The 16,405-nt window shown below is 55.0% G+C and carries 12 protein-coding genes and 2 pseudogenes; 4 read left to right on the top strand and 10 right to left on the bottom strand.

Annotated features, from left to right (window positions below; translation table 11 throughout):
• Nucleotides 1-21 precede the first annotated feature (21 nt).
• Entirely contained in the window at nucleotides 22-732 is a 711-nt protein-coding gene (locus A0257_05200; GenBank protein AMR26562.1) for a hypothetical protein, read from the bottom strand.
• Nucleotides 733-1,037: 305 nt separating this feature from the next.
• On the opposite strand from A0257_05200, the gene A0257_05195 reads away from it, so the two are divergent.
• Nucleotides 1,038-1,910 (top strand): short-chain dehydrogenase, encoded by an 873-nt coding sequence (locus A0257_05195; protein ID AMR26561.1) that lies wholly within the window; start codon nucleotides 1,038-1,040, stop codon nucleotides 1,908-1,910.
• A 641-nt stretch (nucleotides 1,911-2,551) separates the two neighbouring features.
• Complete coding sequence (locus tag A0257_05190; protein AMR26560.1) at nucleotides 2,552-2,788, top strand: hypothetical protein; 237 nt, start codon at nucleotides 2,552-2,554, stop codon at nucleotides 2,786-2,788.
• 436 nt (nucleotides 2,789-3,224) lie between these two features.
• On the opposite strand, the gene A0257_05185 is transcribed toward A0257_05190, so the two are convergent.
• The 6 genes and pseudogenes from A0257_05185 to A0257_05160 all read right to left on the bottom strand — a co-directional run bounded on the left by A0257_05185 (nucleotide 3,225) and on the right by A0257_05160 (nucleotide 9,128).
• Nucleotides 3,225-3,716: a hypothetical protein gene (locus A0257_05185; protein AMR26559.1), complete on the bottom strand. Its 492-nt coding sequence runs from the start codon at nucleotides 3,714-3,716 to the stop codon at nucleotides 3,225-3,227.
• A 90-nt stretch (nucleotides 3,717-3,806) separates the two neighbouring features.
• A complete protein-coding gene (locus tag A0257_05180) occupies nucleotides 3,807-4,997 on the bottom strand; it encodes a hypothetical protein (GenBank protein AMR29628.1) in 1,191 nt (396 codons plus the stop codon).
• A 79-nt stretch (nucleotides 4,998-5,076) separates the two neighbouring features.
• Entirely contained in the window at nucleotides 5,077-5,901 is an 825-nt protein-coding gene (locus A0257_05175; GenBank protein AMR29627.1) for a GMP synthase, read from the bottom strand.
• A gap of 71 nt (nucleotides 5,902-5,972) precedes the next feature.
• Complete coding sequence (locus A0257_05170; protein AMR26558.1) at nucleotides 5,973-7,076, bottom strand: carboxylate--amine ligase; 1,104 nt, start codon at nucleotides 7,074-7,076, stop codon at nucleotides 5,973-5,975.
• 323 nt (nucleotides 7,077-7,399) lie between these two features.
• Nucleotides 7,400-8,338, bottom strand: a pseudogene (locus tag A0257_05165) (glutathione synthase).
• A gap of 82 nt (nucleotides 8,339-8,420) precedes the next feature.
• On the bottom strand, nucleotides 8,421-9,128 hold the full coding sequence (locus A0257_05160) for an esterase (protein ID AMR26557.1): 708 nt from the start codon (nucleotides 9,126-9,128) through the stop codon (nucleotides 8,421-8,423).
• Nucleotides 9,129-9,242: 114 nt separating this feature from the next.
• Between A0257_05160 and A0257_05155 the strand changes: the two are divergent.
• A pseudogene (locus tag A0257_05155) lies at nucleotides 9,243-10,064 on the top strand (esterase).
• A gap of 1,073 nt (nucleotides 10,065-11,137) precedes the next feature.
• On the opposite strand, the gene A0257_05150 reads toward A0257_05155, so the two are convergent.
• Both A0257_05150 and A0257_05145 read right to left on the bottom strand, forming a co-directional pair.
• Nucleotides 11,138-11,767 (bottom strand): transcriptional regulator, encoded by a 630-nt coding sequence (locus A0257_05150; GenBank protein AMR26556.1) that lies wholly within the window; start codon nucleotides 11,765-11,767, stop codon nucleotides 11,138-11,140.
• 168 nt (nucleotides 11,768-11,935) lie between these two features.
• Complete coding sequence (locus A0257_05145; protein AMR29626.1) at nucleotides 11,936-12,367, bottom strand: hypothetical protein; 432 nt, start codon at nucleotides 12,365-12,367, stop codon at nucleotides 11,936-11,938.
• Nucleotides 12,368-12,637: 270 nt separating this feature from the next.
• Here A0257_05145 and A0257_05140 point away from each other — a divergent pair, with 270 nt between their 5' ends.
• Entirely contained in the window at nucleotides 12,638-13,579 is a 942-nt protein-coding gene (locus A0257_05140) for an isoaspartyl peptidase (protein ID AMR26555.1), read from the top strand.
• Nucleotides 13,580-13,771: 192 nt separating this feature from the next.
• On the opposite strand, the gene A0257_05135 is transcribed toward A0257_05140, so the two are convergent.
• Nucleotides 13,772-16,177 (bottom strand): hypothetical protein, encoded by a 2,406-nt coding sequence (locus A0257_05135; GenBank protein ID AMR26554.1) that lies wholly within the window; start codon nucleotides 16,175-16,177, stop codon nucleotides 13,772-13,774.
• Between the last annotated feature and the right edge of the window lie 228 nt (nucleotides 16,178-16,405).

Raw genomic sequence — 16,405 nt, 5'->3', positions numbered from 1 at the left:
TGCCATCCCTACCCCCCACTTTTAGCAGTAAGGCAGGGCAGCCAGCACATCATCGTGCTGAAAGCTATAAGGCACCAGGCTGCGCACCAGCGTGGATTCAATGACCTTTCCACCAGCGCCTTCAGCCTGAAAGGTTGGCGGCTCCATACCCAGGTAGGCAGCCGCAGCAGGGTAGAATTCGCGCCGAGTGGGGTGCATAAGCGCGCACACGTTAAAGGTATGCCCCCAGATATTTTGGGTAATAATGGCGCTGAGCACGCCAACCGCGTCGGTGAGGTGCAGCAGGTTGGTGGGGGCATCGCCCTGCGGCAAGTTGCGGCGGCCCGCCAGGAAGCGCCCCGGCGGCCGGTCGGGGCCAAAGAGGCCACCCAGGCGCACTACCGTGCTGAGCCATTGGCCATAGCGCGGCACAAAATGCCCCTCGGTACGCAGCACGTCTGAGGCCGCATCGCGGGTGCTCACGGCGTTCGTTTCGTGCATTAGCCGGGGCTCATCGGGATATACGCCGCTGGTAGATACAAACAATACCGACTTGATACGCGCTGCGGCCACCGCCCGGTGCAGTGGGCGCAACAGCTGGGGGTAGCCCCCCGCCACGGCCGCCCGAGGCGGAATGTTGATGACCAGCGTATCGGCTTGTTGCAGCCATTGCACCAACTCGGCTTCATCGGCCGCCGAAAAGTCGCTACCCAGTTGAAGCAGGCGGGGTTCAATGCCGGCCGCAGCCAACAACGGCAGCTGCTCGGCAGTAGTCGTGGTGCCTAGTACGCGGTAGCCTTGCGCTAATAACTTGCGGGCTAAAGGCAGACCCAGCCAGCCACATCCTACTACGGCTACCGTAGAAGGCCCGGCGGCCGAACTTGTACTGGAAGTAGAGGACATAAAAAGTATTTTCGAACGCTAGTTTTCTATGTTACAAAGCTGCAAGTTGCACATGAATGAGTAAAGCTACGCAGTACTATCAGGGCTCACTAGGTGCAGGCACTTACCTTAGGGCATTCATCATGCCAGTCTGAGCTGGCTTATCCTTCCATAAAATGACAAATCCCTTCGCGCAACCCATGCTCCGCGACAATGCCTTGGCTGGTAAAACTATCATTGTGACTGGGGGGGGCACTGGCCTGGGCCGTGCTATGACTACCTATTTTCTGCAATTAGGGGCCAATGTGACTATTACTAGTCGGAAACTGGCCGTACTGGAGCAAACGGCGGCTGAACTACGTCAACAAACGGGTGGGCGGATTTTAGCTCTGGCCTGCGACGTGCGCAAATACGACGAAGTAGAAGCCATGCTGGCGCGCACATACGACGAATTTGGGCGGGTGGATGTCCTGCTCAACAACGCCGCCGGCAACTTTATCAGCCCCACCGAACGCCTTAGTCATAAAGCATTCGATGTGATAGTAGATATTGTATTAAAGGGCTCTTATAATTGCACTTTAGCCGTGGGGAAGCGTTGGATAGCCGCTCAGCAGCCCGGCACTATTCTTAATATTGTTACAACGTATGCCTCTGTGGGCTCGGCTTTTGTGGTACCCTCGGCGGCCGCCAAAGCTGGCGTGCTGGCGCTCACTCGCTCGCTGGCCGTGGAGTGGGCCAAGTACGGTATTCGTTCCAATGCCATCGCCCCCGGCCCCTTCCCAACTGAAGGTGCCTGGAGCCGACTGTTTCCCGAGCCTCTGGCCAGTCAGCTCGACCCTGCTGCCAGCGTGCCGCTCAAGCGCGTCGGCCAATATCAGGAATTAGCGAACCTGGCCGCTTATCTCGTGTCAGATTTTTCGGCCTACATCAATGGCGAAGTCGTAACCATTGACGGGGGCGAATGGCTAAACGGTGCCGGTGAATTCAATAAGCTCCAAGCCCTGACCCCGAATATGTGGGACCAAATTGAAAAAACAATGCGCCGTTAAAAGCAACGGCTGAGAGGCGTTGAATTAAGAAAAGCTCAATCGGGCCTGCCTATACGATGCTTTATTACGCGAAAGGAGGGGTGGAATCATTTCCACTCCTCCTTTTGTGCGTAGCTATGAATAAACTTTATGCCTATTACGTTTGCTTAGCTGATAAGTCGTAATCAAAGTTTATATCCTTGGTAATCTTTGGTAAATTCAGGGGTGGCAATTAGCTGATTGGGTACGACGTTCAGAAAGGTATACTTCTCGTATAATCCACGGTCATCATACACCGTAACAGATGATGGGAGATAAGTTTTGGCGTTTACTACTAAAATCGTACGCCGCCCATACGAATTAGGCACTTGTAAAACTTGCCCCTCCGTCAACTTACTAGCTACTTCCAAATTATTGCGTTCCATAATCCGGTATTCTCCACAACCGAAGTAGTTGGCAATGGAATGAACGGTTTCGTTACGACCAGCTTTATAGGCAATATACTGAAATTGAGGATAGTCAGAGCGTAAAATATAAGCGGGCTGACCCTGCGCGAGCGTATCGCCAGCGTACCGAAACGAATGGGTAAAAACGGTGCTACCCGACCCATTTGCATTACTAAGCAAATCCGTTATGGTACCAAACCCAGCCTGAAGCACTGTATGATGTTGGCCCTTACGCATGAGCTACCCAGTAGGATTGAGACTGAGCGTGATGTATGGAAAAGCACCAGGATAAACCCAGGCATCATTGTTATTTTGGCCAGTAACGTAGAGTATTTCAACGTTTTTCTGATTTTTTATGTATATTTTCAATGGGCTGAAAGACAACTTCATCAGCGTGCGCCCAGGCGTATAGCTGCGGCCAATGCGCTCCTGCGTATCAACAAGGCAGCGTAAAGTCTTTAAAGATTGAATAGCCGAAAACAACCGGTTAACCAACTGCTGAGTAGAAATTGGCTCAACTGGCTCACGCGAAAAAGCCTGTGCTACACCACCTGCTGAGAAGAAGCCAGTAATTACTAAATAGCGGAAATTCACAAAAAAATTGAATTAATACGAGTGATAAATCTTTAAAATTAATTTAAGCTAAGTACCCGTTGCTAATTAGTTTGCTATAAAGCATGTCATGCTTATCTGGCGTCCGCTTGTCGAAGCATCTTTACCACGAGAGTAATTTAAAAGTTTAGAGTTAGTTACGCAGTAGAGATGCTTCGACAAGCGGACACCAGATGAGCATGACCATCCATTTCAACATAAATTGTTTACTAACAGGTACTTAATACCAAAAAAATGACTGTGTAGATTCGATAAACAGCGATGAGCTACTTAGTAGTTAGGAATGCCCCAGCTCCGCTACGGCGGGGAGGGTGGGGTCGCCATCTGCCGAGCCGGGGACAGGAAGCTGAGCAATACGCACTTCCCATTCCCTGAAGCGAACTACCTCCCCTTGAAATTTTCCCATAAACCAACTCACCAAACTGAGGTCATCTAAAAACCCTACGACCGGAATAAAGTCCGGAATTAAATCGACGGGTGAGAGAATATAGAGCAAGACAGCGAAGCCCGAAATAACCGTGCTGTTTTTTATGTCGCGGTACTCGCCAGTCGCATAGCTACGTACTAATCGCACTAAGGTGAGTGCAACGTCAAAAAGCTGCTTGAATTTGTTGTCTCTGCTCTCTTCATCTGCTAATTTAGTAGCCGTTTCATTCAAAATAGTAACGACTTTGAACGGACGCCCTAATAGCTTAGTAGCACGGTTAATAAATAAATTGAAAATAGCGTTCTTGGAGATTTTAAGACCGCGTTGCTTTAAGCTTGTCATATAAAGCAGGAAAAGTAGTGGGTGTTCTGTTACGAATACGCTTGGAACTTGGTTCCCTACCCCTTCTCATAAACTCGAAAGCCAAAATACTTATCGCTCAAACAGCGGGGTAGTGCCACCTACCCAATCTTTGTTTTTATTGAAATCGACGCCAATCATTTCGCCTCGGCTCAGCCGGGCCAGTCCAGCTAGCAGTGTGGGTTGCGATGCCGAATGGGGCCAGATATAAAGTAGGCGGATTTCGCACTTAATCAAGCCATCTGGCGCTTGCACAACAGGTTCATACGTGACTTTACGCTGCAATAAATAGTTCTCCTTGTCAGAAATTGCTTCCAAATCCTGTCGGGTCACGTGCAGCCGCACGCCCGCTCCGGCAAAAGAGAAAAGAGGCTTTAATACGTAATTTTCTAAATCCTGCGGGTATTCCTTCAAATCCTGCAAATAATAACTAGCCGGGGCATATTCGCTTTTTACCAGGGGTAGGGTGTATTTACTGATTCTAAAAAACCAGTTGGGGTGGCCAACCCAGGTTACATCTACGTCATCGGTTAGGCTGAACGCGGGATGTAGGTTGGGATAGCGAGCTAATTCATCAAAAATAATACGGTTATAAATTCGTTTTATCTGAATTTCCCGACCATCTTTTATGTAGAATAATTCCCGCCCTTTTTTAATAATATCTGGCAAGGAAACAGCATCAATGTCCCAGAATTTCTTGGTTAGCGCAAAATCGACTCGGGTTTTTTGCTGCTCAGGGAATAATTCCAGGAGAATAACATTCTCTGGGTCCTCGTCACCAAGAATTAATTTTCCCACTTCAGCCAGATAAGCTGCTTCGTCGGCAACACCTAAAAAAGGCGAAACAGATTTGTCAATTGGGAAGTGTTTACTGAAAATGCCCGGCAGATATGCCTGAAAGGCATATAATGACGGAAAACCTTGCATTTCAATGAGTTGCGGCTCTAACTCGCCGGCCTTATCGCGGCAGACGGCAAAGTCAAACGTTAGGAATTCGGCGTGGGCATCCTCATTGGGTACGCGTTGGCCGTTGGGAATAGCTCCGTCAGTTAATTCTTTGAAATTGGGTTTTTGCAGTACGTCAATAATATCCTGCCCCGCTTTAATTAATTTATCTCGCAGCCCAGCCGGCACAAAAACCGGAGTCTCAGCCACTCTAAAGTCGAGCTGGCCAGGCAGTTGCCGGCTAATATCAGCTAGCATTTCCTGGTAGCGCGCTGGGGTAAAGGCGCTATTGAATAACTGGCGAGGCGCGAAAATCATGAGCGGAATTGGTAAAGAAATGGCGCGAACCTCGGGGATTCGCGCCATTTCGGTAAATTAAAGACTCTTTTGCCTGGTGCTAAACAAGCGCTGGCTCGCGGAGCGCTTCTACGGCCCGGCGCAAAAACGCGGGAACGATAACGGACCCGGTAAATTCTATCGTGTTGGGGTCGGCAAGAAGACGCACCATTTCGTGATATTTTTCCTCACCGTAGGCCGTGATTACCTGTTGCTTACGCTCATCGGTAAGCATGTAGCGTAGCATGCCTTCGCCATCAGCTTCAGGATGAAATTGCGTACCCATTATCTCATTTGAAAAGCGCAGGGCCATAACCGCACGGGCTAACGGCACATGCGGCCGTTCTTTTTCCATGCCTAAAATAGTTATGCCAAGCTCAAGGAGTCGCTCAGGATGCAAGTCAATAAGCTGGTAATCACGTGAATCGACGGCAAAAAAAGGCTCGGGTAGTTGTGAGAAGACCGGGTCGGCATGGCCGGCTTCGGTGAGATGAACGGGCAAAACTCCGAAAGAAGTAGACTTGCGTTTACCGACTTCACCCAAGCCAAGGTGGCGGCTAATTAATTGAAACGAGTGACAAATTAATAGCAGATGCTTTTTGCGCTTATTTTGCTTGTTAAAATTAAAAAGCGCGTCAATAAAACCGAAATACAACGGCTCCCAAGGCTCAGCGGAGGGTAGGGGGCTGCCTGGCCCGCCACTGGAAATATAAATATCATAGGTGAGGTCAGGCAACTCGTTTTGTCCGCGCACATTGAAGGTGTCAACCAAGAATTTTACCTGGTTTTCCTGGCTAGCGCGGCGTAATAGCTGCCGAATACAACGCATCCCCTCATTCGGGAAATTGTCATACATGTCCAAAATAGCAATCTTTAGTTCACTCATAAAAATGCTGTTAAGCCATTGATTATTTTCAAGATTTTTGTAAAAATACGAATAATAGTTCAAGACAAATTTTATAGGCCGTGCGTAGTTTCGCTGAGGATATAATCGACTACTTTGGTTAAATCGCCGGTTTGGTGAAATACGGCCAGTTGGCGGTCGGCGCCAGTGCCCATTTCCAGCATTTTCAGCACGTATTCAACTTCGTGGCGGCTACCCAAGTCGTCGAGTACGTCGTCAACAAAATCCAGAAGCTCCAGAATAAGTTGCCGAGCGGGCTTTTCTTCTTCAGTGCCAAAGTCAATTAATTGGCCATCAATACCATAGCGGGCGGCCCGCCACTTATTTTCCTTAATAAGCGCGCTTCGATAGAGCCGAAAATTCAGGTTTTGGCACTTTAGCTTATAAATTTTGGCAACCAACGCCTGCATAACAGCTGCCACGGCGATGGTTTCATCGGAGCGCATCATCATATCACAAATGCGGTATTCGATGGTGTCAAAAAACGGATGCAAGCGCAAGTCCCACCATATTTTTTTGCCATTGTCGATGCAGCCGGTTTTAATTAACAGCGCAATAAATTCATCATATTCTGAAGCACTGGTAAAATAATCGGGAATACCAGTGCGGGGAAACCGCTCGAATACTTTGGTTCTGAAAGATTTGTAGCCAGTTTCGCGGCCTTCCCAGAAAGGAGAGTTGGTGCTCAGCGCGAACAGGTGGGGTAGGAAATACCGGAGCGCATTCATCATATACACGCCCAAATCGCGGTTTTCGATGCCGATATGCACGTGCATGCCAAAAACCAGATTGGAGCGCGCGGCTTCTTGCAATTCTTCCACTATTTTATCGTAGCGGGCGTCGGGCGTGATGGGCTGGTCCTGCCAACGGGAAAACGGGTGTGTGCCCGCCGCGGCTATTTTCAGCCCTACCCGGTCGGCTAGCTCAATAACCTGGCGGCGCAAATGCTTGACTTCCTGCCGTGCCTCCTGAATATTTTTGCAAATATTGGTGCCTACTTCCACTACCGCTTCATGCATTTCGGCCTTTACCTGCTCATGCAGGGTTATTTTGCCGTCCTCCACTATTTTCGACATGTGCGAGCGCAACTCCCGCGTGACGGGGTCGATGGTTTGAAACTCTTCCTCGATGCCGAGGGTGAAAACTGGCTGGGACATAGGGCAGATGAGACGCGTAATGTTCAAAGAAAAGCTAAAATCCTAACCAGCGAGCCAGAATGCCAGCAACACCAAGCCAGTCCGAGTGGAACTGGCTTGGTGCGGGCAAAGTCATATTATTCTTTGGTTTTAACAGCGGGCTTTTTAGCCTTGGCCGGCGCTTTGTCAGTGGGTAGAGCCCCCGTAATAGGCTCAGGCTTTGGGCCGGTGGCTTTTTTGGGAGCGGCCTTTTTAGCGGGTTTAGGCGGATTTGCTCCTAAATCATTGGTTTCGTGTATGGCATTGCCAACCGTGGCCGAGCCAGGAGCAGTGGGTATAGGGGCCGACTTCTGCACAAACGTGCCCCAGGTGAGGTTGTCGTGGCCGGGCTTTTGGGCCTGGGCGCGCGCAATGGCGAGGTTAGCAGCGTGTTCCACTACCCACTCAAAATTCTTGGGACCAACCGAATTAATATCCGCGTCGGGGGCGGGATTGCCAAAGTCGATGGCAATCGGAATACCGTCGCGTACCGCAAATTCTACGGTGTTAAAGTCATATCCCAAGCCCTGGCACAGACGCAGCACGTAGTCCTTCACCGTTGCGAGCAGCTTTTCGCCGGCTTCGCCCTGCGTTTTCATTTCCGTTTGGTAGCGCTGGTGCGGGGCGTTGCGCGGCTCGTAGGGCATGATGAGCACGTCTTTGCCGCCGAGGCAGTAGCAACGGAAGTAATCGGTGAAATCGACGGCTTCCTGGTACAGCATTACCAGCTGGCCGGTTTCGTCGTAGGCGCGGTAAGCTTCGTAGGGGTTATCAACCTTGTATACGCTCTTCCAGCCGCCGCCCGAGTGGGGTTTCATAAAGGCCGGGAAGCCGATTTTCTCAAACGCCTTTTCCCAGTCGAACATGCCGAGGTTGCGGAACGAGCCTTCGTTGGTGTCGTCGGGGCGGGCTTTGCTGGGGAGCAGCAGTGTTTTGGGCACCGGCACGCCCAGCTGCACCGCCAGGGCATTATTGAAGAATTTCTCGTCGGCACTCCACCAGAATGGGTTGTTAATCACGGCCGTACCCATGAGAGCGGCGTTTTTGAGATAGGCCCGGTAGAAGGGCACATCCTGCGAGATGCGGTCGATGATGACGGCGTAGTTGGTGGCTACTGCCTGCTCAACTTCTTGGATAGTAACAAACTCAGCCGTAATGTCCTCTACGGCTTTTTGATTGACGCGGTCCACAAAGGCCTGGGGGAAAGAATTCTCCTGGCCGAACAAGATGCCGATTTTTTTCATGGTAGTAGGAAGAACGTGTGTTCTAAGGGTTTAGAGAGGGTAGGATGTGCGAAAGCACTGAAGCTTTTACGGGAATGGCCGCCTAAAAGATGGTCGAGACGTATTCGGGGAACATCTCACGCCACACGGGCCAGTCGTGGGTGCCGTTGGGCCGCACGTCGAGCCGATGCGGAATGCCCTTGCGCGCCAGGACATCGGACATGTGGTAGTTGGCGTCTTTGCAGAAGTCGTGCTCGGCTGTACCCAGGATGATATTCATTTTGTAGAAGTTATCGTTCTGAGCATTAGGCATGTAGTCGGGTGGGTTCTGGTAGTATGCCTGCTCGTCGTAGTGCCCATTCAAAAACATGCGAATATCGAAGGACGCGCCCATCGAAAAGAGATGCGCCACCTGGTCAGGGTGTCGAAAAGCGAAGTTAAGCGCTTGATAGCCACCGAGCGAGCAGCCTGCTACCCCCACCTTTTCGACCTGGCACTCGTGCTGCAAGCGCGGCACCAGCTCTTCACTCACCATGCGGTCGTAGAGGTTGTGGTTGTGCACGCGGGTGCCGGGGTGCAGGTGCTTGGCATACCAGCTCCACTTATCGCCGCTATCGATGCAGACGAGCTTGAGCAGGCGGTTTTCAATAAACCAGCGCACCGAGTCAACCAGCTTAAAGTCTTTGGCCTCGTAGTAGCGGCCATTGGAGGTGGGGAAAACGATGACGGGGTAGCCATAGTCGCCAAAAACCATCATTTCGAGGTCGGTGCCCAGGTTATGGGAGTAGAAGCGGCGGTATTCTTCGTGCAAAAGGCAGGGTCCGACGGGGGAGGCGCGCGCGCCGGAACCGGCCGCAAACTAAGCAAGAAATCCGAACGGCCAAATATCTTCGAAATGAAGCCGCAAGTGTTTCTTTGCGAGGAAATGGAAGTTTTCCGGTTTCAGTCGCCGCGCGGGGTCACCGTAGTGGTGCGGCGTGACGAGTATTTATTTTCAGTGGCGCTTGGCCGGATAGTACGCCTCGACGTGGTGCTGCCGCCGGGCTTTTCGGCCCGCGCGGCCGTGCCCTACCCCGTGCTGTATCTGCAAGACGGCCAGGACCTGGCGCGTCTGCGCCTGCCGGCCACTCTCAACCGGCTGTACCGGCGGGGCGAGGTGCGGCCGTTCGTGTTGGTGGCCATTCATGCCGCCGACCGCTTGCAGGAATACGGCGTGGCCGCCCGCCCCGACTACCTGGGCCGCGGCAGTCGCGCTGGCCGCTACACAGACTTCATGCTTAAGGAGTTGCTGCCCTACGTGCAGGCCCACTACCACGCCAGCGCCGAGCCCGACGAGGCGGCCGTGGCCGGCATGTCGCTGGGCGGCCTGCTGGCATTTGACCTAGCCTGGCACCACCCGGAGGCTTTTTTGCGGGCGGGCGCATTCAGCGGCTCGTTTTGGTGGCGGGGTAGGGGGCTGCACGACGGCTACACCGACGCCGACCGCCTGATGCACACCCTGGTACTGGCTCGCCCGGCCCGGCCGGGGCAGCAGTTCTGGCTGCAAGCCGGCACCGACGACGAAACCACCGACCGCAACCAAAATGGTATTATCGACGCCATCGACGACACCCTCGACCTACTAATTACTCTTGCCGCGCAGGGGCTACCCCCCGCCGCCGCGCGCTATGTGGAAGTACCCGGCGGCCACCACCACCTCGATACCTGGGCGGCCATTTTTCCCGATTTTTTGCGTTGGGCCTTCGGTTCCCGCGAGTTGGCCGCGCCTGCTGTGGCAGCCACTGAAAAGCTGCCCTTGCGCTGGCGCACGGGCAGCCGCCCGCTGCTGCGCCGCCCCCACGGAGCCGCCAAATGGAAGTTTACGTATCTGCGGCGAGCCGCTACCTTTGCCGCTATGCCCGCTACCCCCGCTATTACCCTGGTTCGCCCCTCGCCCGGAACGTACTTGCCTTATACCCAGGCGTATATTGACCTGGTGCCGGCCGATGTAGAGCCGTTGGCGCAGCTGCGCCAGCAGGCCGCTGAGCTGCACCGCGAGCTGGCCGGCCTCACCGAAGCCCAGGCCCTGATGCGCTACGCCCCCGGCAAATGGACGCCCAAGGAAGTGCTGATGCACCTCACCGATGCCGAGCGCATTTTTACGTATCGCGCCCTGCGCTTTGCCCGCGCCGATGCCCAGGAGCTGCCTGGCTTCGACGAGAATGAATTTGCCGCCAACAGCGAGGCCAACGACCGCCCACTAAGCGACTTGCTAACGGAGTATCACGCCGTGCGGGCGGCTACTCTGGCGTTTTTTGGCGGCCTCAACGGCGGGCAGCTCGACCGGGCCGGGCGTGCCAATGGTGGCCCCGTGGCGGTGCGGTCGCTGCTCTATATCGTGGCTGGCCACGAGCAGCATCACCTGCGCATTTTGCGCGAGCGCTACTGGCCCGCCCTACCCCCCGCATAGGTCGGGAAATTGCACAACATTAACCCAGGAAATCGCGTTAGTTTGACGCAGCATCCTCTTTTTATTCCCTCCATTCCTAACCATTTTCACTCATGGCCAAAGCTCAAGACGCCCGCAAAGAGAAGAAAAAAGAGCCTGTTAAATCGACCAAAGAAAAGAAGGCCGAGAAAGACGAGAAAAAAGTCGCCCGCGCCCGCAAGCAAGACTAAATCACGGATTACGCAGATTTTAGCGGATTTCACGGATTTCGTGGACGATTCACTATTTACCAAAAAGAGCTGCTTGTTAAGGCAGCTCTTTTGGATTGAATAATGATTGATTAGTCGTCCACGAAATCCGTGAAATCCGCTAAAATCTGCGTAATCCGTGATTTAGAGGGTATAATACGGCTCCTTTTCCTTGTCGTGGTAGCGGAGGTAGCCGTGCAACACCAGCTTGATGAGCGTGCGGTAGGCGCGGCGGCGACTCACGTTGATGAGTTGGGTAAACTGGGCCACCGTGATGCGCGGCTGCTTGGTCTGGAGGTAGTCGAGCACGCGCAGCTCGTCTTTGTTGAGAGGCAGTTTTTCGAGGTGGGCTTCGGGCTGCTGGCGCGCCAGGATTTTTTCGGTGAGGCTGCTGGCTTGCACGCTTTCGTCGCGCACGCGCACGTAGCCGCGCCACTCGCCGGGGGCTATCTGGGCGCGGTGGGGCTTATTTTGACTTTCGGGCACACCGACTATCAGTACGATAAGCTCGTCATCTGTTTCAATTTCGCGAAAGTGCAGCGTCAGGGGCGGGTCGATGTAGTGCGCGGCGGCCTCGCGCAGCACAAACATTTCCTCCTCCGCGTCGCGCACGCCTACCACGCGGCCATCGTCATCGACGCCCACCAGCACCTGGCCGCCGTGCGTGTTGGCCAGCGACGACAACGTGCGCGCGATGCGGGTAGGGTGGGTAGTCTTCGTCTTGAATTCAAGCCGCTCGCCCTCGCCCTGGCTAATAAGTGCGCGTAAGTTCATGGGGCTTTAACGCAGGGTAAAACGCAAATGTGCCGCCCCCGATAAAGGAAGCGGCACAATCGGCATTCGTAAAGCGAACTACAAAGCTCGCACTACATCGAAAAGCACAGGCAGCCCACCGCAGGCAGGCGTATCCGCGCAATCCGTTTAATTAGTCAAATCTGCGGTCTAGAATGGCAGGTCGTTGTCGTCGTCGCCCGCGATGGGCTGGGCCGTGGGCTGCGCGCGCAGGGTCGGGTTCTGATTTTGGGCCGCCGCCGGGCGGGCAGCGGGCTGCTGCTGGCTGTAAGACGAGCCACTGCCACCGGCGGGTGTGCCACCCGTGGCCGGCTCAATGCGCCAGGCTTCGAGGTTGGTGAAGTACAGCATCTGGCCGTTCTTGTTGAAGCCGCGGCCCCGCAGGTTGAAGGTCACTTTCACCTCGTCGCCCATTTTGAAGGGGTCGATGAGGGCGGTTTTGTCCTGCACCAGCTGAAACTTGATTTGCTCAGGATATTGGCCATCCTGTACTTCGAGGACGAACTCGCGCTTGCGGAACTTGTCGCTTACCTGCTGTTCGTCAAAGATTTCGTGCAGGCGGCCGGTTACGTCGTATGCCATCAGAAAGGGGAATTTTAAAATGAAGAAAACCAAAGGCCAAACCTACGAAAAAAAACCGAAGAAAGCTGACGTTGGGTGCCGCAGTGGGGGGTAGGGCGGCGACATTTTGTGCGAGTTAGGCGCGAGCCAAGCTAAAAAAAGCGGCTGGTACCCACGCGGCAAGTTTTTGAGCCTGAACAAATTGCCACTTGAGTTCTGGTTATAAACTGCCGCTAAGGCTGGAAAATGACGTTCTTGCGGCAGAAACTTAATTAATTAGCTAATCACAATATGTTTGCTCTTGCCTTGCATGGGGGTGCCGGCACCATCGCCCGCGCTACCCTTACCCCCGCTCTTGAGGCCGACTATCGGGCAGCACTGGCCGCCGCCTTGGTTACGGGCACGGCGCTGCTGGCCCAGGGTGCGCCGGCCCTCGATGCGGTAGAGGCTACCGTGCGCAGCCTCGAAGACTGCCCGCTTTTCAACGCCGGGCGCGGGGCCGTGTTCACCCACGAAGGCCACCACGAGATGGACGCCGCCCTCATGGACGGCACCACCCGCCGGGCCGGGGCCGTGGCCGGCGTGCGCGAAGTGCAAAACCCCATCCGCGCCGCCCGCCTCGTGATGGACCAGACCGAGCACGTATTATTGGCCTACCCCGGTGCCGACGAGCTGGCCCGCGAACACGGCCTGCCGATGCAGCCGCCCGCGTATTTTTTCACCCAGCCGCGCTTCGACCAACTTCAGGAAGCCATCGCGGCCGGCCGCATGCAGCTCGACCACGCCGCCAGCCCTACCCCCCCCGCCGACCCCAACTGGAAGAAGGGCACCGTGGGTGCCGTGGCCCGCGACCTGCGCGGCCACCTGGCCGCCGCCACCAGCACCGGCGGCATGACCAACAAGCGCTACGCGCGCATCGGCGACACGCCGCTTATCGGGGCCGGCACCTGGGCCGATGACCACTGCGCCATTAGCTGCACCGGGCACGGCGAGTATTTTATCCGGGCCGTGGTGGGCTACGACGTGGCCTGCCTGATGGCGTATAAGGGCCTGAGCCTGGCCGAGGCCTGCCGCGTGGTGGTGCACGACAAGCTGGCCCCGGTGGGCGGCGAGGGCGGCCTCATCGCGGTGGATGCGGCTGGCAACCTGGCCCTACCCTTCAATTCGGAAGGCATGTACCGGGCCAGCCGCAACGCGGCCGGGGAGGAGCAAATTGCCATCTACGGCGACTGAGCACGCGGAGCGCAGTAGCGCGAAGTTTCCGCTTCGTGTGTGAGCGTAGCGAGCAGGCGGCACCGCCCGGCGCGAACGACGATGCTCACTGGTGCTCGCGCACGAAGTGGAAACTTCGCGCTACTGTGCTCATACGCGACAAGGGCCGGTCAGCACTGCTGACCGGCCCTGGCCTTTGTCCGAAAATCAAGCTTACTGCTTATTGACGCGCACAACTTGCGCCCCGTTGGCCGTGGCCAGGCGCACCAGGTACACCCCGGCGGGTAAGTTGCTGAGGTCGAGGGCTACCTGGGGGGTAGGCTCAGCCAATTGCTGCTTCAGCACCAAAGCGCCCAGCACGTTTAGTACCTCGGCCTGGGTAACATTGGCCCCGGCCCAGATGGTTAGCGGCCCTGCGGTAGGGTTCGGGAAAGCCGCGCCGGCCGCTGGGGCTACACCTGCTAGTGGCCCTACGGCTACTACGGGCGAGTATGCCGCCGTACCATCCAAATCGAGCTGATGCAGGCGATAGTAGGCCGTGGTAGTGGGGGCGTGCGCATCCAGGAAGGCATAGGCGTGCGTCGTGGCCGAAGTGCCTGCCGCGGCTACCGTGCCCAGGGTGGTGAAGGTGTGGCCGTCGAGGCTACGCTCCACGTCGAAGCCCCGGCTGTTGACCTCGCTGGCAGTAGTCCAGGCGCAGCGCACGCCCGCGCCGTTGCGTTCCGCGGTGAAGGCCGTCAGCACGACGGGTAGGGGGCCGGCGGGCTGCGAAGAAACCCCGAACGGCGAGAAGGAGGTGATGTTGGAGCGCTTCACCACAAAGGGCCCGCCAGCGGGACCCGTGACGCCTACCTCGGTGTTGTAGCTGTCCCAGGCCCCGCCGGTATAGTGGTTGATATGGGCCGTAGCATTGATGAAGTTGCTGCTGCTCTCACCCGTGTTCCACTGCGTGGTCATGGTCACGTTGGCCGCATTGTCGGGCACTTCCTTGCTCACGAGCCAGGTTTTATTCACTACCTGGTTGGTAATAGCTGGGCCGTTCGGCGCGTAGTTGTTGCTGGTATCATAGCTGCCGTACACGTTATCAATAACCCGCACCTCAAACACGTCGTCGCTGTTGGCCGTTGTTTGTTGCAGCGTCACGGGGGTGTAGGAAGTAAAGCTGCTGCCCACCGGGAAGGCTACCTGCGGGCCAAAGGCTGTGGAGCTGGCGCGCGGCACCAACATTCGCAGGCGGCCCGTGCCGTTGGTTACTACGTAGCCCGTAGCCGAACCTGTGATGCTACCTGAGCTGATGATTGTCAGGTCGTTATTACCAAGCACCAGGTTCGAGCCGGCACCTACCGTGAGCGTGCCAGTCACGATAGTCGTATTAAATAAATTCTTAGGATTTTCACTAGGGTTAGAACCGCTACCCGTAACCTTTAGGTTGCCGTATTGATTGGGTTGAATAGAATGGGGGGTAGAACTGCTGTTATATTCCACTGTGCTAGTGCTAGCCAACGTTCCAAGGGTGAATCCAGCCGGACCATAGGGAGAAGTATCAGTATGGCAGTGTACCAAGTATGACCCCGGCGAAACATCAATTGTACCAGTAATATTCTTTGTGTAATCTACCAGCAGCGTTGCTGGCGCGCCAGCGGTGCCCACAACTATTTTAGAGTTCGCGCCGCCTATAGTCCAGTTTGCCGTGGTCGGCGACGCCATGCCGCCAATGCGGTCGGCGGTGGTGCCAGAAATGTAAGTCGGGTTAGTGCCAGGGTTGGCGCTCATGACGTAGAAAATCTGATTATCAGCGCTAAAGCTGGTAGGAGCCGTGCCCGAACCATCCGTATTCTGGCCCCAGGTACCTAGGGCACTCAGGTCGCCGGTCGCGTTAGAATAAAAGATACCCGTTTCCGGGGTCACTACCACGTCATCAATGCTAAGACCATTGCCATTCGTAGTGGAGTTGAGCGCGTAGGCCCAACGTAGCATCACTTCCTGGCCCGGAGCCAGGTTGATGCCCGTGATGGTGGTGGAAACCTGGCGGCGGTTGGCGGCCGAGTTGCCATCGCGGCTGGCGATAACCGTGGCGGTAGAAGGCGCCTTCACTTGCAGGGCGGGCACGCTTACCCAGGTGCCGGTAGCCTGTAGCAGGCTGGCTACCGAGGAGCCAGTCAGGTACGATACATCTACCTGGGCAGCATCCTGGCGGCCCGAGTTATACCATTGCTCCATCGCGTACTGCACTTCCAGGTTCTGGATAGTAACGCTCGTCGCATTCTTGAAGCGAATCCCCACGTAGCCAATGCCATTCGCGGTGGTTGTTAAGGCGATACCCCCAAAAGAACGGTCGCTAGCGCCCATGCCACTGGCGTAGCCGAAGTGGTAGTAATCACCCGTGGCATTGGAGCCGTCGTTGGCCGAGATGGTACCCGGCGCATAATAATTGTAGCCTGCCGGGTAGCCTGGAAATTCGGCCTCGGCATATATCTCGGGCAAGGAACTGAGGTGGTTGCTTGTGAGCGCAACGTTACCGGAGAGCGTGTTGAAATCTTGCTTATAAGGATTGAGACCCCCGGCTGCATCACTGAAAGTATATTGTGCTCGCGCCGGCCCCGCCAGCAGGCCAGCCATCAGAAGTAGAAGATAAGTATAACTTTTTTTCATAAAGCCGATTGGTTTTAATCGTGTGGACTAAGGATAAGCTAAAATCACCTCGAAATTAGGGCCAATAATGGCTGTTGATACGCTAAAAGTTATAAATTACATTTTTTTATAGAATAAGCACAATTAGCCAGGAAAATGGTATATATCATAGAGCAGCGGCCTAAAAAAAGCGTAACCTCCCAAACGGGAAGCCAC

Origin of the sequence: Hymenobacter psoromatis (assembly GCA_001596155.1) — a bacterium.
Classification (GTDB): domain Bacteria; phylum Bacteroidota; class Bacteroidia; order Cytophagales; family Hymenobacteraceae; genus Hymenobacter.
The sequence above is the reverse complement of the archived record's forward strand: the minus strand, read 5'-3'. Positions and strand labels throughout refer to the sequence as shown.

What these genes read in the sequence shown, in the direction of transcription:
- A0257_05195 (AMR26561.1), top strand. Translation starts at nt 1,038, where the DNA reads ATGACAAATCCCTTCGCGCAACCCATGCTCCGCGACAATGCCTTGGCT.
- A0257_05190 (AMR26560.1), top strand. Translation starts at nt 2,552, where the DNA reads ATGATGTTGGCCCTTACGCATGAGCTACCCAGTAGGATTGAGACTGAG.
- A0257_05185 (AMR26559.1), bottom strand. Translation starts at nt 3,716, where the DNA reads ATGACAAGCTTAAAGCAACGCGGTCTTAAAATCTCCAAGAACGCTATT.
- A0257_05180 (AMR29628.1), bottom strand. Translation starts at nt 4,997, where the DNA reads ATGATTTTCGCGCCTCGCCAGTTATTCAATAGCGCCTTTACCCCAGCG.
- A0257_05175 (AMR29627.1), bottom strand. Translation starts at nt 5,901, where the DNA reads ATGAGTGAACTAAAGATTGCTATTTTGGACATGTATGACAATTTCCCG.
- A0257_05170 (AMR26558.1), bottom strand. Translation starts at nt 7,076, where the DNA reads ATGTCCCAGCCAGTTTTCACCCTCGGCATCGAGGAAGAGTTTCAAACC.
- A0257_05150 (AMR26556.1), bottom strand. Translation starts at nt 11,767, where the DNA reads ATGAACTTACGCGCACTTATTAGCCAGGGCGAGGGCGAGCGGCTTGAA.
- A0257_05145 (AMR29626.1), bottom strand. Translation starts at nt 12,367, where the DNA reads ATGGCATACGACGTAACCGGCCGCCTGCACGAAATCTTTGACGAACAG.
- A0257_05140 (AMR26555.1), top strand. Translation starts at nt 12,638, where the DNA reads ATGTTTGCTCTTGCCTTGCATGGGGGTGCCGGCACCATCGCCCGCGCT.
- A0257_05135 (AMR26554.1), bottom strand. Translation starts at nt 16,177, where the DNA reads ATGGCTGGCCTGCTGGCGGGGCCGGCGCGAGCACAATATACTTTCAGT.